Source organism: Sphingomonas sp. Leaf357 (assembly GCF_001423845.1).
Lineage (GTDB): Bacteria > Pseudomonadota > Alphaproteobacteria > Sphingomonadales > Sphingomonadaceae > Sphingomonas.
The window spans coordinates 123,583-142,413 of the sequence record NZ_LMPM01000002.1 but is presented as its reverse complement, the minus strand read 5'-3'; the positions used below and the strand labels follow the sequence as shown (position 1 = coordinate 142,413).

Sequence of the window (18,831 nt, the reverse complement as noted above, 5' to 3'; positions counted from 1 at the left end):
CTGTCGCAAGAGGACAATCACCGACTTGTTCCGGAGTGACGGTACTATAGATCGTATCCGACCGCTGACTATCGGAGGCTCCAGCATGCGACACCTCTCCAACCTTTTGATCACGGTCGCGCTGGCCGCCATCGCCGGCCCGGCCGCCGCAAGCCTCGATCCTCCGGCCTGGACGCGCCCGATCGCGCCGTTTCCGGTGATCGGCGCGATCGACTATGTCGGATCGGAAGGGCTCGCCGCCTATCTCATCCACACGCCCGCCGGCGCGATCCTGATCGATGGCACGATGGAGCAGAATGCGGACGCGGTCGCACGCAACATCGTGGCGCGTGGCGTGAAGCTGCGCGACGTGAAGCTGATCCTCGTCAGCCACGCGCATTTCGATCATGTCGGTGCGGTGGCGGCGCTGAAAAGGATGAGCGGTGCCAAGCTGGTCGCCGGCGCGGGGGACGAAACCGCCCTCGACAGCGGCATCCCCCCGGGCGAGACCAATTACGGCGTCGTCCGCTTCCCCGCCGCGCATGTGAATCGTGCGGTGCGCAATGGCGAGCGTATCGCGCTGGGCGGCGTCACGCTGACCGCCGTGGCGACGCCGGGGCATACGCCGGGCTGCACGAGCTACAAGATGCGGATTTTGCAGCGCGGCAAGCCGCTGGACGTCCTGTTCGCGTGCAGCCTCACCGTCGCCGGCAACCGGCTGGTCGGCAATCGCGCCTATCCCGGCATCGTCGGGGATTTCCGCACGAGCTTCGATCGGATCGGTGCGTTGCAGGCCGATGTCGTGCTGCCGTTTCATCCTGAAATGACCGACCTGATGGATCGCGTCGCCAGGCACACATTGATCGACCGGACGGTGCTGCCGAAGATGGTGCAGGACGCGCGCGCCGCGTTCGCGGTCGAATTGGCCAAGCAGCAAAAGCAGCCGTGACGCCGGAACCCGCGCGGGCGGCGGACGGCGCGCAGGTCATCGCCTTATGGCAGGCGTGCGGCCTGACGCGCCCTTGGAACGACCCCGCCGCCGATTTCGCGCTGGCCTTGCGCAGCCCCGGATCGACCGTACTCGTCGTTCGTGACGGCGGAGCCGACGACGGTGCGATCGTCGCCAGCGTCATGGTCGGCTTCGACGGACATCGTGGCTGGGTCTATTATCTCGCCGTCGGCCCCGATTCACGACGTGGTGGATTGGGCCGCGCGCTGATGGCGGCGGCCGAGGAGTGGCTGCGTGGGCAGGGCGCGCCGAAGATTCAGTTGATGGTGCGCGACGACAACGCCGCCGCGCTCGATTTCTACGCGGCGCTCGGGCTGGAGCGGCAGAATGTCGTTACGCTCGGCCGTTTCCTGAAGGACGAACGATGACGATTCTCTACGGTATCCCCAATTGCGACACGGTGAAGAAGGCGCGCGTCTGGCTCGACGCGCAAGGCGTCGCCTACACCTTCCACGATTACAAGAAGGCCGGAATCGACGCGGCGACGTTGCGCGGCTGGACCGCGAAGCTCGGTTGGGAGACGGTGCTCAACCGCCAGGGCACGACGTTCCGCAAGCTGCCCGAGGCCGATCGGGCCGACCTGAACGAAGATAAGGCGATTGCATTGATGCTGTCGCTACCGTCGATGATCAAGCGGCCGATCCTTGTCCAGGGCGACGTGCTGCTGGCGGGGTTCAAGCCGGATACCTATCTTGACGCCGGGATCGCTTCATAAGGAAAATCTGCCATGCCGACTGCCACTTGGAACGGCGCGATCCTCGCGCAATCGGACGACACCGTCGTGGTCGAGGGCAATCATTATTTCCCCGCCGACAGCCTGCACGCCGACCTGTTCGAGGATAGCGGGACGCACAGCCATTGCCCGTGGAAGGGCGATGCCAGCTACAAGACCGTCGTCGTCGACGGGCAGCGCAACCCGGATGCCGCCTGGTATTACCCCGACCCGAAATCCGCCGCCGCCGAGATCAAGGGCCGCTTCGCCTTCTGGAAGGGCGTGAAGGTCGGCTGAGGTCCGATCATCATGATCCGTCATCCCGGACTTGATCCGGGATCCCGCTGCCTTGCCCGCCGCCAGAATAGGAAGCTGGATTCCCGCCTTCGCGGGGATGACGAGTAAGGAGGTCAGGGGATGGCTCTTCAACGGATATTTGGGGTGACCCGCGCCGAAACAGAGGAAGTTGCGCTACCGTAATATTCGGCGCATCCTTCGCCCCGAAATAGGGGAGCAACCGACGTGGCGTCATTTCGCAACAAGGCACCTGGCTGGTTCTGGATCGTGGCGGTGTTGGTCCTGCTCTGGGGCATGATGGGCGTCGCGGCCTTCTACATGGATGTGACGACCACCCCCGAACGTCTCGCTGAGATGTCGGAATACGACCGGGAATTGCTCGCCAGCCGCCCGCATTGGTTTCTGTGGCTCTATGGCGGTGGGGTGTGGAGCGGATTGTTCGGCGCGATTGCCCTGCTGGCCCGCTCGCGATTTGCACATCCGTTGTTCGTGCTGTCGCTCGTGCTGGTCGTCGTGATGTTCGGGTATTTCTTCGGCAACTCCGACATCGTCGCGGTGAAGGGCTTCGTCGCCGCCGCCGGCTTTCCGATCCTGATCGCAGCGATCGGCGCGTTCGAGATCTGGCTCTCGAACCATGCCCGGCGGCGCGGCTGGGTGTCCTGATCGATTTAGTCGTCCACCCATTGGAACACGTCGTCCAGCGGCTTGCCGAACACCTTGGCGATGCGGAACGCGGCCTCCAGCGTGGGCGAATATTTGCCCTGCTCGATCGCCGCGATCGTCTGCCGCGTGACCTGAATATGCTCGCCCAGCTCCGCCTGCGTCATTTCGCCGGCCATGAAGCGCAGCGTCCGGATCTGATTGGTGATGTGTGGCTTGGCCATGTCAGCCGTGCCGGTAACGGTGGATCTGCGCGGCGCAATAGGTGACGTGGGCGATCACGAGCGCCAGCAGCATGGCATTGCCCAGCACGATCGCGATCACCATTGCCGGGTCGCCGGTGATGTAGCGCGGGGCGACCTGCACCAGCAGCGGGATCGCCAGCATCGCGACGACGATGACCAGGCTCAGCAGGGTGTAGGCCGGCAGCGCGGCACTGGCGGCGAATTCCTTGTCGCGCATGTCCTCCGGCGCGTTGGCGTCCGATGGGGCCATGGTCGCCAGCACGATCGTCGCCGCCACCTGCACGACGACCAGCAGGATCACCGATCGCGTGAAGCCGCCATAGGCCTGGGCCGCGCTGACCGTGCCGTGCGCGAGCAGCGATCCGACGTCGAAGAGATACGATCCCCAGATCGCGGCCGACGCGATCATCGATACCCACAGCGACTTTTCCCTGAACGTCATGTCCGCTCCAGTTAGTTTTGATATGCATGATGTTATATATTTCTAACATCAAGTCAAGCGCGCGGCACTGGATGCGCGCCAACATTGGCAACTTCCGCCCAACCCGGTAAGCGCACTCCATGTCCACGACCTTCACGATCGACACCTCGACCAGCCGCGCGAACCCCACACCCGCGCCGATGAAGCGCCTCACCGTGCCCGCGATCCTCGCCCGCAAGGGCCCCAATGGTACTGGGGAGCCGCTGGTGATGCTCACCGCCTACACCGTGCGCATGGCGCAGCTGCTCGATCCGCACTGCGACCTGCTATTGGTCGGCGATAGTCTGGGGCAGGTGATTTACGGCCTGCCGTCCACCTTGCCCGTCACGCTCGACATGATGTGCGCGCACGGTGCCGCCGTGGTACGCGGCAGCTACCATTCCGTCGTTGTGATCGACATGCCGTTCGGCAGCTATGAGGCCAGCCCAGAACAGGCGTTCCACTCCGCCGCGCGCGTGATGGCCGAAACCGGCGCGGCGGCGGTGAAGATGGAGGGCGGGGAGGCGATGGCCCCGACGGTCGCGTTCCTGTCGGCGCGCGGCATTCCGGTGATGGGGCATATCGGCCTCACGCCGCAGGCGGTGAACGCGCTCGGCGGATATGGCGCGCGCGGCCGCAGCAACGCCGAACATGCCAAGATCATCTCCGATGCCCGCGCGATCGCCGAGGCGGGCGCGTTCGCGATCGTCGCGGAGGGCGTGATCGAACCCCTCGCCCGCGCGATCACCGCCGAAGTCTCCTGCCCGGTGATCGGCATCGGCGCTTCGGCGGATTGCGACGGGCAGGTGCTCGTCACCGAAGATATGCTGGGATTGTTCGAGCGCACCGCGCGGTTCGTGAAGAAATTCGACGACATGGCCGGCCGCATTTCTGCCGCGGTCGAGACCTATGCTTCGGACGTTCGCTCCCGCACCTTCCCCGGGCCGGAGCAGACCTATCAGCCGAAGGATTGATCCCCTTTCCCTTCCAGCCGTGCGTCGCTAAGGTCCGCGGCTTCCATTCCCCGACCCGATCTGGAGCCTGCCTTGGCCGTCACGCCGCCTACCGACGAAGCTTTCCTGCGCGAGGTCGATGAAGAACTCCGCCGCGATCAGCTGACCAGTTTCTGGACGCGCTATGGCCGCTGGCTGCTGGCCGGGATCGGGCTTGCCCTCGCGGTGTTCGGCGGCGTGCTGTACTGGCAACATCGCCAGACCGAGGCGGCGGGCGTCCAAGGCGAACAGCTCAGCGCCGCGATCGATGATCTGACCGCGCAGAAGACCGACGCCGCCGCAGTGCCGCTCGAGACTTTGGCCGGTTCCGATGTCGGGGGCATCCGCGCCAGCGCGAAGTTCAGCCAGGGCAACGTGCTGCTCGCCAAGAACGATCTGAAGGGTGCCGCCGCCAAGTTCGGCGAGATCGCGGCCGATACGTCGCTCGCCCAGCCGTTCCGCGATCTCGCATTGATCCGCCAGACCTCGGCCGAATTCGATACGCTGAAGCCCGACATGGTCGTCACGCGGCTGAAGCCGCTGGTCGTGAAGGGCAACCCATGGTTCGGCAGTGCGGGCGAGCTGGTCGCCGCGGCCTATCTGGAAATGAACCGCAAGGAGCTGGCCGGTCCGCTCTTCGCGCAGATCGCCAAGGAAGAGACCGTCCCGGCCAGCATCCGTCAACGCGCGGTTCAGATGGCCGGCGTACTGGGGATCGACGCGGTCGATACCGTTGAGGAAAAGAAAGCACCATGATGACACGGACCAGGGCGTCGGTCGCAATCGCGGCGCTGATGGCGCTCAGCGCCTGCGGAATCTTCAAGGGCGGCGGCAAGAAGACCCCGGTGCTGGGCGATCGCGTTCCGATTCTCTTGTCGGAAGCGCCGGTCGAAGCCGACAAGACGATCGCCGCGGTCGAAGTGCTGCTGCCCGCACCGGAAACGAATACCGAATGGGCGCAGCCGGGCGGTAATGCGGCCAAGTCGATGGGCCAGCTCTCGCTTGGCCAGTCGCTGTCGCGCAGCTGGGTGGCGAGTGTCGATGGCGGCAGCAACCGCCAGCGTCTTGCCGCGCCGCCGGTCGTCGCCGAGGGGCGGCTCTATGCGATCGACGTCGCGGCCACGGTCCACGCGTTCTCGGCCGACACTGGAGCGCGCGTTTGGTCGGTGGATCTGACCTCGGGCAAGAAGAACCGCGAAGCGCGCTTCGGCGGCGGGGTCAGCTTCGACGACGGCAAGGTTTTCGCCACCGATGGCCTGGGCGACGTGGTCGCGCTGAACGCCGCGGACGGCAAGGAAGTATGGCGCGTCAAGCCGGGCGGGCCACTGCGGGGCGCACCGACGATCTCCAACGGCAACGTCTACGTGCTGAGCCAGGACAATCAGCTGTTCGCGCTCAACCAGGCCGACGGCAAGACCGCCTGGCAATCCTCGGGCAGTCTCGAATCGCAGGGCGTATTCGGCGTCGCTGCTCCGGCCGCAGGTTCGGGATCAATCATCGCCGGCTTCTCGTCGGGCGAACTTAACGCCTATCGCTACGAAAACGGTCGCGCCTTGTGGCAGGATGCGCTGTCGCGCTCGGCGATCTCGACCTCGGTATCGTCGCTCGCAGATATCGACGCTTCGCCAGTGATCGACCAGGGCCGCGTCTATGCGGTCGGACAGGGCGGGCGTACCGTCTCGATCGATATCGGCACGGGCCGCCGCGTCTGGTCGCAGAACTTCGCCGGTATCTCCACGCCATGGATCGCGGGCGAATGGCTGTTTCTCGTCACCGACGATGCCAAGCTCGTCTGCCTGTCGCGCGCTACGGGCAAGGTGCGCTGGATCAGCCAGTTGAAGGGCTTCACGAACGAGAAGAAGCGCTCTGGCACGATTACCTGGTTTGGCCCGGTGCTGGCGGGTGGACGTCTGCTGCTGACCAATTCGGAAGGGGAGATCGTCTCGGTCGCGGTGGCCTCGGGCGAGATCGGCACGATCATCAAGTCGGGCACACCCTTCAACCTGTCGCCGGTGGTGGTCAACAACACGCTTTACGTGATGGATATGAAAGGCCGGATTGCAGCCTATAAATAAAATCTGCCGTCATCCCGGATTTGGATCGTGCGTAGCGGAAAGCCGCTGGTTGGATTCCGGATCAGGTCCGGGATGACGGGTGTGTTTTTGGGACTGTGAACGGCGCGTCGTTCACACCGCGTGACCTTTGCCGCCAACCCGGCTAAGGGGCGGCGATGTCTAAGCTCCCTGTGGTCGCGATTATCGGCCGTCCCAATGTCGGCAAGTCGACCCTGTTCAACCGCCTTGTCGGCAAGAAGCTTGCTCTGGTCGACGATCGCCCCGGCGTGACCCGCGATCGGCGCGAGGGCGACGCCACGCTGGTCGGCGTCGATTTCCGTATCATCGACACTGCCGGATATGAGGATGAGGACGCCGCGACGCTCCCTGGCCGCATGCGCGCGCAGACCGAGGCAGCGGTGGCACAGGCCGATGTCGCTTTGTTCATGATCGACGCGCGCGTCGGCGTTGTGCCACTCGAAGAAGAAATCTCGCGCTGGCTGCGCGGCTCCGATACACCGATCGTGCTGGTCGCCAACAAGGCCGAAGGCAAAGCCGGAGAGGCCGGCATCCTTGAATCGCTCGCTCTCGGCTATGGCGATCCGGTGCAGCTTTCCGCCGAACATGGCGAGGGCATGGGCGATCTGTTCGACGCGCTGCTCCCGTATATCGATCGCGAGGATGTCGAGGAGGAACCGGAATATGCTGAGGACGATCTCAGCGCGCCGCTGAAGCTGGCGATCGTCGGGCGCCCGAATGCGGGTAAGTCCACGTTGATCAATCGCATGCTGGGTGAGGAACGCCTCATTACCGGTCCGGAAGCTGGCATCACGCGCGATTCGATCGCGGTCGACTGGACGTGGCACGATGCCGAGGGCGAGGCGCGCGCGGTGCGCCTGATCGATACCGCCGGGATGCGGAAGCGCGCCAACGTACAGGACAAGCTAGAAAAGCTCTCCGTCGCCGACGCGCTGCACGCAATCGATTTCGCCGAAGTGGTCGTGCTGCTGCTCGATGCGACGCGCGGGCTGGAATCGCAGGATCTGCGGATCGCCGACGCCGCGTTGCAGGAGGGGCGTGCGCTCGTCATCGCGCTCAACAAGTGGGATGTGGCCGAACATGCCAGTTCGCTGTTCAACGGCGTAAAGGCGGCGTTGGACGAGGGGTTGAGCCAAGCCAAGGGCGTGCCGGTGTTGACCGTGTCGGCGGCGACCGGCAAGGGGCTCGACATGCTGATCAAGGTCGCGTTCGAAACGCGCGAGATCTGGTCAAAGCGGGTCGGTACCGGCGAACTCAATCGCTGGTTCGAGAAAGCGATAGAGGCCAATCCGCCCCCCGCGCCTGGCGGCAAGCGCATCAAGCTGCGCTATCTTACGCAGGCAAAGACGCGCCCGCCGGGCTTCGTGCTGTTCGGCACCCGCGTCGATCAACTGCCGACGAGCTATCAACGCTATCTGATCAACGGCATCCGCCGCGATCTCGGGTTCGGCGCGGTGCCTGTGCGCCTTACACTCCGCGCGCCGAAGAACCCATTCGACCTATAGAACCTGACCCGCCAAACGTCGCAGTAAAAAATGACTAGTATTGAGTGGGTTGGTTTATCTTGATCGACCCATATCGGTTCTGTCCGTCAACCTTACGTTTACCCAAATCTTCTAGAAGGTCATCTACACTCTCAAGGGGTGGGTCGCGCCCAATGGAGGAGAAGACGGTGTCGTTCGAAGGCAGCACATTGGTCGATTGGGCCGCCTACCAGCGTTCGCGAAGCGAACTGGGCGCGGGGTTCGTACGTATTCTCGGCTATTTCCGCGAGGACGGGGTGAAATCGGTCGCGGCGATCGAGACGGCGATGCGCGCCAACAATGCCGCCGCTCTGGTCATCCCTGCCCACACGCTGAAGGGCGAGGCGCGCCAGTTCGGGGCCGAGCCGCTCGGCATGCTGGCCGAAACCATCGAGACGATCGCGCGCGATTGCGTGGAAAACCACGATACGCCGGAGGAAGCCCTGGAGCATGTCGTGCAGCTCAGCCCGCTGTTCCAACAGACGCTGGCGCTGCTCGAGCGCGAGGCCAACCCGCTGGTCGCGCGTCGGCCATCGGCGGGGTTCGGGCGCCGGGCGATCTAATTCACCGCTGGCGGATCGGACTGCGCATCAGCCGCGCGCAATTTATATGAAAAGGGGCCGGCCCAACGGACCAGCCCCTGTCAGCCTAGCTATTCAACCCCGGCTCAAACGTGGTCGATTTCCTCGTTCGCCGGCTTGCTCTGCAGCTGCACGTAATTCTCGATGCCCATGCGTTGGATCATTTCGAACTGGCGCTCCAGCGTGTCGACATGTTCCTCTTCACTATCGAGGATCTTGCGGAACAGATCACGGCTGACATAATCGCGAACCTTCTCGCAGTGCTCGATCGCGTCGCGCAGCGGCGGCAGGGCCTCCATCTCGAGATCGAGATCGGCTTGCAACACTTCCTGCACCGATTCACCGATGCGAAGGCGGCCGAGCAGCTGGAAGTTGGGCAGGCCGTCGAGAAACAGGATGCGCTCCGCGACCCAGTCGGCATGCTTCATCTCGTCGATCGATTCATGCCGTTCGAACTCGGCGAGCTTCCGGACACCCCAGTGGTCGTACAGCCGATAATGCAGCCAATATTGGTTGATTGCGGTCAGCTCGTTCTTGAGCACCTCGTTCAGATAATCGATAACTTTGGGGTCGCCGCGCATGATAAGATCTCCGTTCGTTGCGCCGTTAGATAGCGCAAACGGACAGGTCGCGACAGTCAAAAAATGGCGGTTTTCCGCCGATTGTTGCGCCTGCGAACGCTACGCAGCAGCACGCTCCGCATCGATAATGGATCGCGCGAACGGAACGCACTGGCCACATTTAGGCTGGCGGCCGAGGCTCCGATATGCCTGGCAGGCGCTGGTCGCGCCGTTGCGGGCAGCTTCGCGGACCTGGGTTTCCCGAATCGCATTACAGACGCAAACGACCATGTGACGCTCCATCCTCTCTGAAGCGCGAGTAGGGCTAATGAGAATTGTTCGCAAGCCTTTTTGCGTCTGACTCGCATTAGGCGACGCTGCTCATCGCATTTAGAAAACGTGCTGGCGGCAAGCGCGGGACAGCGCCCACAGTCCAGAACGCCGAATCACGTCGTTCCGAGCGAATCGCTCCCGCGCTTTGCGAAATGGCTAATCCGTTTCAGGCGGCGCTGCCCATAAGCGTCGGGAAGAAGCCTTCGTGCGCGGTGCGAAGGGCGTCCAAAGTCACCACGTCGTCGCGGTTAGGGCGTTCGAAGATCAGACGCTTGCCGCCGGTACGGCCCATCGGTTCGGCTTCGACCCCGGCGGCGTGCGCGGCGCCCAGGAAGTCCATCAGCGCACTGTCCTCGACGGTGACGATATAGACGCCCTGATCCTCCGCGAAGAAGCTGTGCGCGCAATCGAACGGCTGCTTGCGATCGATCATCGCGCCGATCCCGCCGGCCAGCGCCATCTCGGCGAGCGTCACGGCTATGCCGCCGTCGGACACGTCGTGCACCGCTGTCAGTTGGCCTAGCGTGATCGCCTCTCGGATCAGGTCGCCGGACCTGCGTTCGGCGGTGAGATCGACGCGCGGCGGCGGTCCGTCTTCGCGCTCGTGACATTCGCGCAGCCATAAGGTCTGGCCGAGATCGCCGCGTCGCGTGCCGACCGCGAGGATCACGTCGCCGCTGCCCTTGAAAGCGATCGTCGCACTCTTCGACCAATCGGCGAGCAGACCGACGCCGCCGATCGCTGGGGTTGGCAGGATCGCCGAGCCGCCGCCGGTCGCCTTGCTTTCGTTATAGAGGCTGACATTGCCCGACACGATCGGGAAATCGAGCGCGCGGCAGGCCTCGCTCATACCCTCCAGGCAACCGACGATCTGGCCCATGATCTCGGGCCGTTGCGGGTTGGCGAAGTTCAGGCAGTTGGTGACGGCGAGTGGTGTCGCGCCGACCGCACTCAGATTGCGCCAGGCCTCGGCCACCGCCTGCTTTCCGCCCTCGAAGGGATCGGCGAAGCAATAGCGCGGGGTGCAATCGGTCGTCATGGCAAGGCCCTTGGGCGTACCGTGGACGCGGACCACCGCCGCATCGCCGCCGGGGCGCTGCACGGTGTCTCCGCCGACCATGTGGTCGTATTGCTCCCAGATCCAGCGCCGCGACGCGATATCGGGTGAGCCCATCAGCGTCAGCAGATCGGCGGCGATGTCGGTGCTTTCCGGCACGTCGACCAGCGCCTTCGCCGGCGGGGTGGGGACGTGCGGGCGGTCGTACAGCGGTGCATCGTCGGCGAGCGGCCCGAGCGGGATATCGGCGACGACATCGCCCTTCCACTTCAACACCATCCGTCCGGTTTCGGTGACATGGCCGATGACCGCGAAATCCAGTTCCCATTTGCGGAAGATCGCCTCGGCGAAATCCTCGCGGCCGGGCTTCAGCACCATCAGCATGCGCTCCTGCGATTCGCTGAGCATCATCTCGTACGGCGTCATGCCGGTCTCGCGCTGCGGCACGTCGTCCATGATCAGTTCGATGCCGACGCCGCCCTTGCTCGCCATCTCGACGCTGGAAGAGGTGAGACCGGCTGCGCCCATATCCTGGATCGCGACGATCGCGTCGCTGGACATCAGTTCCAGGCACGCTTCGATCAGTAGTTTTTCGGTGAAGGGGTCACCGACCTGAACGGTCGGGCGCTTGGCATCGGCATCTTCGCCGAAATCGGCGGATGCCATCGTGGCACCGTGGATGCCGTCCCGCCCCGTCTTGGCGCCGACATAGACGATCGAATTGCCCACGCCGGATGCGGCGGAATAGAAGATCTTGTCCTGATCCGCGACGCCCACCGTCATCGCGTTGACGAGGATGTTGCCGTCATAGGCCGGGTGAAAATTCACCTCGCCGCCTACCGTCGGCACGCCGACGCAATTGCCGTAGCCGCCGATGCCATGGACGACGCCAGCGATCAGATGCTTCATCTTGGGGTGATCGGGCGATCCGAAGCGCAGCGCGTTGAGATTGGCTATCGGCCGCGCGCCCATCGTGAAGACATCGCGCAGGATGCCGCCGACTCCGGTCGCCGCACCCTGATAGGGTTCGATATAGGACGGGTGGTTGTGGCTCTCCATCTTGAAGATCGCCGCCTGACCGTCACCGATATCGATCACGCCGGCATTCTCGCCTGGGCCACAGATGACTTGAGGGCCGGTGGTCGGCAGCTTTTTCAGATGGATGCGGCTGGATTTATAGCTGCAATGTTCGGACCACATCACCGAGAAGATGCCGAGTTCGGTCAGGTTCGGCTCGCGCCCCATGGCGTGCAGGACGCGCTCATATTCTTCGGGCGACAGGCCGTGTTCGGCGACGATCTCGGGCGTGATCTTGGTCATGCCCGCGCCTTTAGCGGGGTACGCGCGATCCGTCACCCCGTGGGGACGGGCCGTTGCCGATCCCCGCCATAAATTCTCGCTGGAGAAGGAGCGTCTCGTCGTCGAAATCTACGGGATAACGCAGCCTTAATTGCTGGCAGGCATGGGAGCGTCATGGGCACTCACCTCGAACGTCACCGGATCCGGCAGGTGGGGGCACCCGCGCCGCGTTTGAGCGACTTCCGGGCCGACGAGCCGTGCAATCTGCCCGCGCTGCCCGCCGCATGGCAGTGCGATCTCGCCACCGAGCAATTGCGCTGGACGAGCGGCGTGTTCGACCTGTTCGGCATACCGCGGGGGGTGGCGGTGGATCGTCGCTCGACGCTCGACCTGTATCTGCCCGAATCGCGGACGCTGTTGGAGCGACTGCGCGCGGCGGCGCTGGAAACGTGCGGCAGCTTCACGTTCGAGGCACAGATCCGGCGGTTGGACGGCGACGTGCGCTGGATGCGGCTGAATGCCGACGTGCAGAGGCGCAACGGCAAAGCGGTCATCCTGTACGGCACGAAACAGGATGTCACGGCAGAGATGACGGGGTGATTTGGCCCTACGAAATAGACCCCGTCATGCTGAACTTGTTTCAGCATCCAGGCGCGGTCATCCGCGTCACAGAAATTATTAGTTTCGGCAACGAACCGCGCCTGGATCCTGAAGCAAGTTCAGGATGACGGGGAGCCAAGGTGAGGGCCGGTCACCCCTTGCGCCAGAACTGCATCCGTCGGAACAGGCCTCGCTTGCTCAAGCTTTCGAACATCTCGCCTGGGCCTTCGGGATCGAGCACTTCATTGTCTGCGAGCCATTCCTCGACGTCGCTCAACTCCGGCACCTCGTAATCGACCAGCGTCCGCCCGGGCGCGCGCAGGCGGTCGATCGTGGCGATCAGCGATCCCGTTTCGACCAGCACCGCTGCGACGCGACTCGCCTTCGACCCGAGATGCTCGGCGATCAGACCGTCGCGGATCGCCGCTATGCACGCCGGGTCGGCACCGTGATCCGCGTCGATCGTCACGTCGCATTCCGTATCGAGGCGCATCGATCGATTGTTGAAATTGGACGATCCGACGCGGAGTACTCGGTCATCGATCACCAGAATCTTGGCATGAACGTAGATCGGCAGGCCGCCCTTTGTGACCGGGTGATATATGCGCAGGCGATCGTGCGTGTCGTGATGCTTCAAGGCCTGGAACAGCCGCGCCCGCGCCGTGTCCATGGCGATCGGCTCCAGCCAACCCTGTGCGGTGGTCGGGTTGATGATGACGATTTCGGGACCGTCCGGCTCGTCCAGCCGGAGCGCGATCGCCTCGGCGATCTTTCGCGAGGCGAAATACTGGCTCTCTGCATAGATGTGCCGTCGTGCGCGCGCGATCAGATCGAGATAGAGTTGCTCGATCTCGATCACCGGCTGGTGATCCGGCATTTCCGGTTCGGTGCGCGATACGGCGACGTCTATATCGGAAAAGTCCACGTCCAGCCCGTCGGGCCAGCAATCGGTGGTGGCGGGGGGCGGGTCGATCGGCTTCCCGCCCGCCAATTCCCAGCGATCGCGGCACAGGTGGCCGAGCGCCGACGCGACCGGCCCGGACAGCGCGGTGGTTGCGTCGTGCCATGGTTTGTAGCGATCCCTGCCGCCCGGCTCGGTGCGACACGGCTGGTCGTCGAGATGCTCGCGCGTGTCCCAGCGTTCCGACGTCATGTCGATCCCCCCGGCAAAAGCGAGGCAATCATCGATCACGACGATCTTCTGGTGATGCGATCCTCCAACCGGGTGATATCCGTCGAGCTTGGTGTGGATGCGTTCGTGCGTCATCCATTTGGCGACCGTGAAGATGGTCGACCCACGCACCAGCGTCTTCAACGCGCCGACATCCCAGCGCAGCGTATAGACCTGTAATTCGGGGCGGTGCTTCACCAGCCAATAAATGAAATCGCCGACGTTGCGCGGCGCACCGTCACCGGGATCGCCATCCGGCGTCAGATCGATACGCGCGTCGAAATCCCAGCCGATCAGCAGGATCTGATGCTTGGCCTTCAGCATCGCCGCGCGCGCCGCCTTGAAATAGCGATCGGCGTCGATGATCACGGTGGCGCGGGTGGCAGTTTCGATGCGCCAGCAATTGCGGCCAGGTTCGAGCGCGCTCAAAGTACGTCGCGCACACGCTCCGGCGGCCTCCCGAGCCGTACGCCCTTTTCGGTCTCCACCAGGGGCCGTTCGATCAGGATCGGGTTCTCGGCCATGGCGTCCAATATCGCTGCGTCGCTTGCACCCGCCAATGCCTTGGCCTCGGGTTCGTTCCGCCGCAGGCCGTCGCGCGGCGATATCCCCGCTTTGGCGTAGAGCCCGGCGAGGGTCGCGCGCGACGGCGGGTGCTTGAGATATTCGATCACCGTTACGTCGACGCCCGGCGTGTCGCTGAGGATCGCCAAGGCCTCGCGCGATTTCGAGCAGCGCGGGTTGTGCCAGATGGTCGCCTTCATTTTGCCGGCGCCGCCTTCAGATATTTGTCGAACCACGCCACCGTGCGCTTGAGCGAGTCGAGCTGGTTCTCGCGTTTCTGGAACCCGTGGCCTTCTGCCGGATAGAAGACGGTTTCGACCACGTTGCCCTTGGCTTTCAGGATGTCGTTGACCTCCTGCGCCTGGCCGCGTGGCACGCGGATGTCGTTCTCGCCCTGGATCGTCAGCAACGGAGCCTTGGCGGCGCGGATATAGGTGAGGGGGGAGGACGCGTCGTAGACCTTCGGGTCGGTTTCCGGCGTGCCGAGCAGGCCGCGCTGATAGGCCTTTAGCAGTTCGTCCTGATCGCGGTACATCGTGCGCCAGTTGATGATACCGAACCATTGCACGGCGGCGGCGAACTCGTCCGGCACGCGGCCGATCGCCATCAGCGTCATGAAGCCGCCATACGATCCACCGAAGATTCCGACGCGCTTGGCATCGACATAGCCGGTGTTGACGAGAAATGTCTTCGCCGCGACGGTGTCCTTCAAATCGCCGCCGCCGAGATCCTTGAAGTTCGCCTCCTGGAACGCCTTGCCATAGCCGGTCGAGCCGCGGAAATTGGGCTGGATCGTGATGTAGCCGCGGCTGGCGAAAGCGGTGGCATAACGGCTGTAGCCATCCTGCGCCTGACCGGTCGGCCCGCCATGCGGCAGGACGATCGCGGGGTTGCGGCCATCGCGCTTCAGGTTGGCGGGCATCGTGACGACCGCACTGACGAGCGTGCCGTCGAAGCTCTTATAAGTCACGACCTCGGACTTCGGCAGCACATCGGGGGAGAGGCTGGCAATGGCGAGCTGAGTCGCGGGGCGCGCGGCACCGCTGGCGAGATCGTACAGGTACAGGTTGGTCGGCGAATCCGCACCCGAATGGCCGACCAGCAACGTGCGACCGTCGGGCGAGCGAGGATCTGCACCGGTCAGGTAGTTCACCCCGGGCGGCACCTGCAACGCCGTTTCGGTGCCGCGTGCGATATCATAACGGTAGAGCGTGCTGCGTGCATCGGCGTTGGTTGCGAAGATCAGGGCCTTGCCGTCGCGGGTCAAGCTGCTGGCGGTCTGCTCCCAGGGCGTCGGCTTGAGCCATTTCCACGTCCTGGCGGCGGTGTCGTACAGGCCGGCGTGCAGCTGCCCGGTGCCGTCGTCGGTGCTGACCGCGATCCACTTTCCATCCGGCGTCGCATCGGCGGCCTGATAGACCGTGTCGGCCTTGGCGATCAGCTTGGTCGCCGCCCCGGTCGTGGCATCGACGCGCCACACTTCCCCAACCTTCGAATCGACCCGGTCGCGATTGGCGATGATCGCCGTGCCGCTATCGACCCAGGCCACCGCACCCCAGGCGAATTGCGGGTCCGCTTCCTTGGTGAGCACGCGGACGTTGCCGTCCGCATCGAGCACGGCAAGGTTGGTCTGGCCTTCGGTCTTCAGCTTGGTCGACAGGGCGATCGCGCCTTTCGCACCGCCGACGAGCATGCTGCCCTCGCGCCGGTCCGGTGTCTTCGTGATCTGCTCGACCGCCCCGCCGTCGACCGGCACACGGTAGATATCGGGATATTCGTTACCGCCGACATCTTGCTGAAAATAGACGTATTTGCCGTCGGCGGACGGCGCGAGGCCGGTTTGCGAATCGTCCGATTGGGTAAGCTGAACCGGCCAACTGCCGGCAGTGTCGGTGCGCCAGATATTCGTTCGCCCTGTCAGATTCGTGGCGACGAAGATCTGCCTGCCGTCGGCGCTCCATGCCGTGGTGCCGAGCGAGCGCGACGTGCCGATATCCTCGACCGGCACCGCCCGGGCGTTCGGATTGACGGGGGAGGTGACGGATCTGGGGTCGGTGACGGGCCGGTCGGGCGTCTTGACCTGCGCCGATAAAGACGTGGCGACGGGCACGGCGAAGACCAGCGCCAACGCGGTGGCGGCGGGCAAACGGATCATGGCGATTCTCCCCTGTTATGGGGAGGGTTTTGGCAGAGGTGGGCTAGAGGGGGAAGGTGCCTAATAGCCGTCATCCCGGACTTGATCCGGGATCCAACGGGCGGCTAAGTAGAACATTGGTGGCGGGCGTTGCGCGTTCGGCTCGTTGGATCCCGGATCCGGTCCGGGATGACGGTAGTGTTAGGGGAGACGTCAGCCCCGCCTCATTCCTGCTTGGCCAGCCATTCCTCCAGCCACTTGATCGTATAATCGCCGGCCTGGAAATCCGGATCGTCGAGCAACGCCTGATGCAGGGGGATCGTCGTCGTCGGCCCCTCGATCACGAACTCCTCCAGCGCCCGCCGCAAACGCCGCAACGCGCCGTTGCGCGTCGTGCCGTAGACGATGAGCTTGGCGATCATCGAATCGTAGTAAGGCGGCACGCGATAGCCGGCATACAGCCCGCTATCGACGCGAACGTGCATGCCGCCCGGCGCGTGGAACATCGTCACCAGTCCCGGCGAAGGTGCGAAAGTGCGCGGATTCTCGGCGTTGATGCGGCATTCGATCGCATGGCCCCGGAACACCACATCCTGCTGGCGAAGGGTCAGCGGGCGACCTTCGGCGATCTGGATCTGTTCGCGCACCAGATCGAGACCGGTGATCATCTCGGTCACCGGATGTTCGACCTGCAGCCGGGTGTTCATTTCGATGAAGTAGAATTCGCCGTCTTCCCACAGGAATTCGATCGTGCCCGCGCCGCGATAGCCCATATCGGCCATCGCCTTGCTGCACACAGCGCCCATGCGCGCGCGGTCCTCCTCACCGAGCACCGGGGAGGGGGCTTCCTCCAGCACCTTCTGATGGCGACGTTGCAGCGAGCAATCGCGCTCGCCGAGATGGATCGCATTGCCGTTGCCGTCGCCGAACACTTGAAATTCGATGTGTCTCGGATTGCCGAGATATTTTTCCATATAGACGGTGGCGTCGCCGAACGCGGCCTTGGCCTCGCTGCCGGCCTGGCTGATCAACGTCTCGAGTTGATCCTCGGACGTGCACACCTTCATGCCGCGTCCGCCGCCGCCCGAGGCCGCCTTGATGATCACGGGATAGCCGATCCGCGCCGCGATCTCCCGCGCCTCGGCGATGTCGCTGATCGCGCCATCCGATCCCGGAACGAGCGGCAGACCGAGCCGACCGGCGGTGCGCTTGGCTTCCACCTTGTCACCCATCGTGACGATATGTTCGGGCTTTGGTCCGACGAAGATGATGCCGTGCGCCTCGACGATCTCCGCGAACTTGGCGTTCTCGGACAGGAACCCGTAGCCGGGATGGATCGCATCCGCGCCGCTGATCTCGGCTGCCGAGATGATGTTGGCAATGTTCAGATAGGAATCGGTCGCTGCCGGCGGGCCGATGCAGATCGCCTGATCGGCGAGCCGTACATGCATCGCATCGGCATCGGCGGTGGAATGTACCGCGACCGTCTGGATGCCCATTTCATGGCATGCACGATGGATGCGCAACGCGATCTCGCCGCGATTGGCGATCAGCAGTTTCTTGATCTGGGCCAAGGCTGGTTACTCGACCACGACGAGCGGCTGGTCGAACTCGACCGGCTGCTTGTCCTGCACCAGGATTGCCTTCACCGTGCCGGCGCTGGGCGCGACGATCGGATTCATTACCTTCATCGCCTCGACGATCAGCAAGGTCGCGCCGGCCGCGACCTTGTCGCCGACCGCGATGAACGGCTTCGACGCCGGGTCGGACGCGAGATAGACCGTGCCGACCATCGGAGACTTCACCGCATCGGCGGTGCTCGCCGGTGCCGGGGCGCCGACTTCGGTCGTTGCGGCAGCGGCGGGGGCGGTCGGGGCAGCCTGCGGGGCGGCGGCATACTGCACGGGCGCGGCAGCGACGGACGCGGCCTTGCGCGCGATACGGATCTTGCGCCCGCCGTCTTCGACCTCGATCTCGGTCAGCGACGTATCGTCGAGCAATTGTGCGAGTTGACGCACCAGATCGACATCGATCCGCATGGCTTCGTTGGTATTTGCATCGGTCATGCGACCATGAACTCCTTTTGCGGGATGTTTCCCTTATACGGCCCGCGTCCTGTCAGAGACGCGCGGCGGCTTCAAGCGCCAGGACATAGGAAAGCGCGCCGAACCCGGCGATGGTTCCCTTCGCGGCCCGCGCGATATAGCTCTGATGACGGAAGCTTTCGCGTGCGTGCGGGTTCGACAGATGCACCTCGATAACCGGCGTCTTGATCCCTTTCATCGCGTCGTGGATCGCGATCGAGGTGTGGGTATAGGCGCCGCCATTCAGGATCACCGCCTTGGCACCCTCGGCCTGCGCCTCGTGGAGCCAATCGACGATATGTCCTTCATGGTTGGACTGGCGCATATCGATCTTCAGATCGAGGTCGCGCGCGCGGTCTTCCAACATGCCCGCGATATCATCGAGCGTATCATGACCATAGATATCCGGCTCGCGCAGGCCAAGCAGGTTGAGATTCGGGCCGTTGAGGACGTAAATCGTGTCGGGCAAGCGAATGGC

The 18,831-nt window shown here is 64.1% G+C and carries 22 protein-coding genes; 11 read left to right on the top strand and 11 right to left on the bottom strand.

Annotated elements, in window-relative coordinates; translation table 11 throughout:
- The first annotated feature begins 85 nt into the window (after window positions 1-85).
- From bla to ASG11_RS13650, 5 genes are all read left to right on the top strand, one after another.
- Window positions 86-928 carry a subclass B3 metallo-beta-lactamase gene (gene bla, locus ASG11_RS13670; RefSeq protein WP_055781219.1) on the top strand — a complete coding sequence of 281 codons (843 nt, stop codon included), beginning with the start codon at window positions 86-88 and terminating at the stop codon, window positions 926-928.
- On the top strand, window positions 925-1,356 hold the full coding sequence (locus tag ASG11_RS13665) for a GNAT family acetyltransferase (protein ID WP_082472850.1): 432 nt from the start codon (window positions 925-927) through the stop codon (window positions 1,354-1,356). The genes bla and ASG11_RS13665 overlap by 4 nt, the downstream gene beginning before the upstream one ends.
- On the top strand, window positions 1,353-1,703 hold the full coding sequence (locus ASG11_RS13660) for an ArsC family reductase (protein WP_055781213.1): 351 nt from the start codon (window positions 1,353-1,355) through the stop codon (window positions 1,701-1,703). Before ASG11_RS13665 ends, ASG11_RS13660 begins: the two co-directional genes overlap by 4 nt.
- A gap of 12 nt (window positions 1,704-1,715) precedes the next feature.
- Window positions 1,716-1,997 carry a DUF427 domain-containing protein gene (locus ASG11_RS13655; RefSeq protein WP_055781211.1) on the top strand — a complete coding sequence of 94 codons (282 nt, stop codon included), beginning with the start codon at window positions 1,716-1,718 and terminating at the stop codon, window positions 1,995-1,997.
- Window positions 1,998-2,222: 225 nt separating this feature from the next.
- Window positions 2,223-2,660, top strand: a complete 438-nt coding sequence (locus ASG11_RS13650) for a hypothetical protein (protein ID WP_055781207.1) — start codon at window positions 2,223-2,225, stop codon at window positions 2,658-2,660.
- A 5-nt stretch (window positions 2,661-2,665) separates the two neighbouring features.
- Here the strand turns inward: ASG11_RS13650 and ASG11_RS13645 are convergent, their stop codons facing one another.
- Window positions 2,666-2,881 (bottom strand): helix-turn-helix transcriptional regulator, encoded by a 216-nt coding sequence (locus tag ASG11_RS13645; protein ID WP_055781204.1) that lies wholly within the window; start codon window positions 2,879-2,881, stop codon window positions 2,666-2,668.
- A gap of 1 nt (window position 2,882) precedes the next feature.
- Window positions 2,883-3,344 (bottom strand): hypothetical protein, encoded by a 462-nt coding sequence (locus ASG11_RS13640; RefSeq protein WP_055781203.1) that lies wholly within the window; start codon window positions 3,342-3,344, stop codon window positions 2,883-2,885.
- Between the two features lie 119 nt (window positions 3,345-3,463).
- Between ASG11_RS13640 and panB the strand changes: the two genes are divergently transcribed.
- The 5 genes from panB to ASG11_RS13615 all read left to right on the top strand — a co-directional run bounded on the left by panB (window position 3,464) and on the right by ASG11_RS13615 (window position 8,533).
- Window positions 3,464-4,336 carry a 3-methyl-2-oxobutanoate hydroxymethyltransferase gene (gene panB / locus ASG11_RS13635; protein WP_055781200.1) on the top strand — a complete coding sequence of 291 codons (873 nt, stop codon included), beginning with the start codon at window positions 3,464-3,466 and terminating at the stop codon, window positions 4,334-4,336.
- Between the two features lie 72 nt (window positions 4,337-4,408).
- Window positions 4,409-5,110, top strand: a complete 702-nt coding sequence (locus tag ASG11_RS13630; protein ID WP_055781196.1) for a tetratricopeptide repeat protein — start codon at window positions 4,409-4,411, stop codon at window positions 5,108-5,110.
- Window positions 5,107-6,429 (top strand): PQQ-like beta-propeller repeat protein, encoded by a 1,323-nt coding sequence (locus ASG11_RS13625; RefSeq protein WP_055781193.1) that lies wholly within the window; start codon window positions 5,107-5,109, stop codon window positions 6,427-6,429. The genes ASG11_RS13630 and ASG11_RS13625 overlap by 4 nt, the downstream gene beginning before the upstream one ends.
- 155 nt (window positions 6,430-6,584) lie before the next feature.
- Window positions 6,585-7,952: a ribosome biogenesis GTPase Der gene (gene der, locus ASG11_RS13620; protein ID WP_055781190.1), complete on the top strand. Its 1,368-nt coding sequence runs from the start codon at window positions 6,585-6,587 to the stop codon at window positions 7,950-7,952.
- A gap of 167 nt (window positions 7,953-8,119) precedes the next feature.
- Window positions 8,120-8,533 carry an Hpt domain-containing protein gene (locus ASG11_RS13615; RefSeq protein WP_055782677.1) on the top strand — a complete coding sequence of 138 codons (414 nt, stop codon included), beginning with the start codon at window positions 8,120-8,122 and terminating at the stop codon, window positions 8,531-8,533.
- Window positions 8,534-8,637: 104 nt separating this feature from the next.
- Here the strand turns inward: ASG11_RS13615 and bfr are convergent, their stop codons facing one another.
- From bfr to purL, 3 genes are all read right to left on the bottom strand, one after another.
- A complete protein-coding gene (bfr, locus tag ASG11_RS13610) occupies window positions 8,638-9,132 on the bottom strand; it encodes a bacterioferritin (protein ID WP_055781187.1) in 495 nt (164 codons plus the stop codon).
- Window positions 9,133-9,231: 99 nt separating this feature from the next.
- A complete protein-coding gene (locus ASG11_RS18440; RefSeq protein WP_082472903.1) occupies window positions 9,232-9,402 on the bottom strand; it encodes a (2Fe-2S)-binding protein in 171 nt (56 codons plus the stop codon).
- A 208-nt stretch (window positions 9,403-9,610) separates the two neighbouring features.
- Window positions 9,611-11,821, bottom strand: coding sequence for a phosphoribosylformylglycinamidine synthase subunit PurL (gene purL, locus ASG11_RS13605; protein ID WP_055781185.1), 2,211 nt, complete (start codon window positions 11,819-11,821; stop codon window positions 9,611-9,613).
- Window positions 11,822-11,974: 153 nt separating this feature from the next.
- On the opposite strand from purL, the gene ASG11_RS13600 reads away from it, so the two are divergent.
- Complete coding sequence (locus tag ASG11_RS13600) at window positions 11,975-12,400, top strand: PAS domain-containing protein (RefSeq protein ID WP_082472848.1); 426 nt, start codon at window positions 11,975-11,977, stop codon at window positions 12,398-12,400.
- A gap of 151 nt (window positions 12,401-12,551) precedes the next feature.
- Here the strand turns inward: ASG11_RS13600 and ASG11_RS13595 are convergent, their stop codons facing one another.
- The 6 genes from ASG11_RS13595 to aroQ form a co-directional block, all read right to left on the bottom strand.
- Window positions 12,552-14,000 carry a phospholipase D-like domain-containing protein gene (locus ASG11_RS13595; protein WP_055781180.1) on the bottom strand — a complete coding sequence of 483 codons (1,449 nt, stop codon included), beginning with the start codon at window positions 13,998-14,000 and terminating at the stop codon, window positions 12,552-12,554.
- Entirely contained in the window at window positions 13,997-14,335 is a 339-nt protein-coding gene (gene arsC / locus ASG11_RS13590) for an arsenate reductase (glutaredoxin) (RefSeq protein ID WP_055781177.1), read from the bottom strand. The genes ASG11_RS13595 and arsC overlap by 4 nt, the downstream gene beginning before the upstream one ends.
- On the bottom strand, window positions 14,332-16,290 hold the full coding sequence (locus ASG11_RS13585) for a S9 family peptidase (RefSeq protein WP_055781174.1): 1,959 nt from the start codon (window positions 16,288-16,290) through the stop codon (window positions 14,332-14,334). Before ASG11_RS13585 ends, arsC begins: the two co-directional genes overlap by 4 nt.
- Before the next feature lie 203 nt (window positions 16,291-16,493).
- Window positions 16,494-17,843 (bottom strand): acetyl-CoA carboxylase biotin carboxylase subunit, encoded by a 1,350-nt coding sequence (accC, locus tag ASG11_RS13580; RefSeq protein WP_055781171.1) that lies wholly within the window; start codon window positions 17,841-17,843, stop codon window positions 16,494-16,496.
- 6 nt (window positions 17,844-17,849) lie between these two features.
- The gene (accB, locus tag ASG11_RS13575) at window positions 17,850-18,335 is read right to left on the bottom strand and encodes an acetyl-CoA carboxylase biotin carboxyl carrier protein (RefSeq protein ID WP_055781168.1); all 486 of its coding nucleotides are present in this window, start codon (window positions 18,333-18,335) and stop codon (window positions 17,850-17,852) included.
- 52 nt (window positions 18,336-18,387) lie between these two features.
- Window positions 18,388-18,822: a type II 3-dehydroquinate dehydratase gene (gene aroQ, locus ASG11_RS13570; protein WP_055781164.1), complete on the bottom strand. Its 435-nt coding sequence runs from the start codon at window positions 18,820-18,822 to the stop codon at window positions 18,388-18,390.
- Window positions 18,823-18,831 lie beyond the last annotated feature (9 nt).

Excerpts from the sequence above, each read along its gene's own strand:
- bla (WP_055781219.1), top strand. The coding sequence starts at position 86 with ATGCGACACCTCTCCAACCTTTTGATCACGGTCGCGCTGGCCGCCATC.
- ASG11_RS13660 (WP_055781213.1), top strand. The coding sequence starts at position 1,353 with ATGACGATTCTCTACGGTATCCCCAATTGCGACACGGTGAAGAAGGCG.
- ASG11_RS13655 (WP_055781211.1), top strand. The coding sequence starts at position 1,716 with ATGCCGACTGCCACTTGGAACGGCGCGATCCTCGCGCAATCGGACGAC.
- ASG11_RS13645 (WP_055781204.1), bottom strand. The coding sequence starts at position 2,881 with ATGGCCAAGCCACACATCACCAATCAGATCCGGACGCTGCGCTTCATG.
- ASG11_RS13640 (WP_055781203.1), bottom strand. The coding sequence starts at position 3,344 with ATGACGTTCAGGGAAAAGTCGCTGTGGGTATCGATGATCGCGTCGGCC.
- panB (WP_055781200.1), top strand. The coding sequence starts at position 3,464 with ATGTCCACGACCTTCACGATCGACACCTCGACCAGCCGCGCGAACCCC.
- ASG11_RS13625 (WP_055781193.1), top strand. The coding sequence starts at position 5,107 with ATGATGACACGGACCAGGGCGTCGGTCGCAATCGCGGCGCTGATGGCG.
- der (WP_055781190.1), top strand. The coding sequence starts at position 6,585 with ATGTCTAAGCTCCCTGTGGTCGCGATTATCGGCCGTCCCAATGTCGGC.
- bfr (WP_055781187.1), bottom strand. The coding sequence starts at position 9,132 with ATGCGCGGCGACCCCAAAGTTATCGATTATCTGAACGAGGTGCTCAAG.
- ASG11_RS18440 (WP_082472903.1), bottom strand. The coding sequence starts at position 9,402 with ATGGTCGTTTGCGTCTGTAATGCGATTCGGGAAACCCAGGTCCGCGAA.
- purL (WP_055781185.1), bottom strand. The coding sequence starts at position 11,821 with ATGACCAAGATCACGCCCGAGATCGTCGCCGAACACGGCCTGTCGCCC.
- ASG11_RS13600 (WP_082472848.1), top strand. The coding sequence starts at position 11,975 with ATGGGCACTCACCTCGAACGTCACCGGATCCGGCAGGTGGGGGCACCC.
- arsC (WP_055781177.1), bottom strand. The coding sequence starts at position 14,335 with ATGAAGGCGACCATCTGGCACAACCCGCGCTGCTCGAAATCGCGCGAG.
- ASG11_RS13585 (WP_055781174.1), bottom strand. The coding sequence starts at position 16,290 with ATGATCCGTTTGCCCGCCGCCACCGCGTTGGCGCTGGTCTTCGCCGTG.
- accB (WP_055781168.1), bottom strand. The coding sequence starts at position 18,335 with ATGACCGATGCAAATACCAACGAAGCCATGCGGATCGATGTCGATCTG.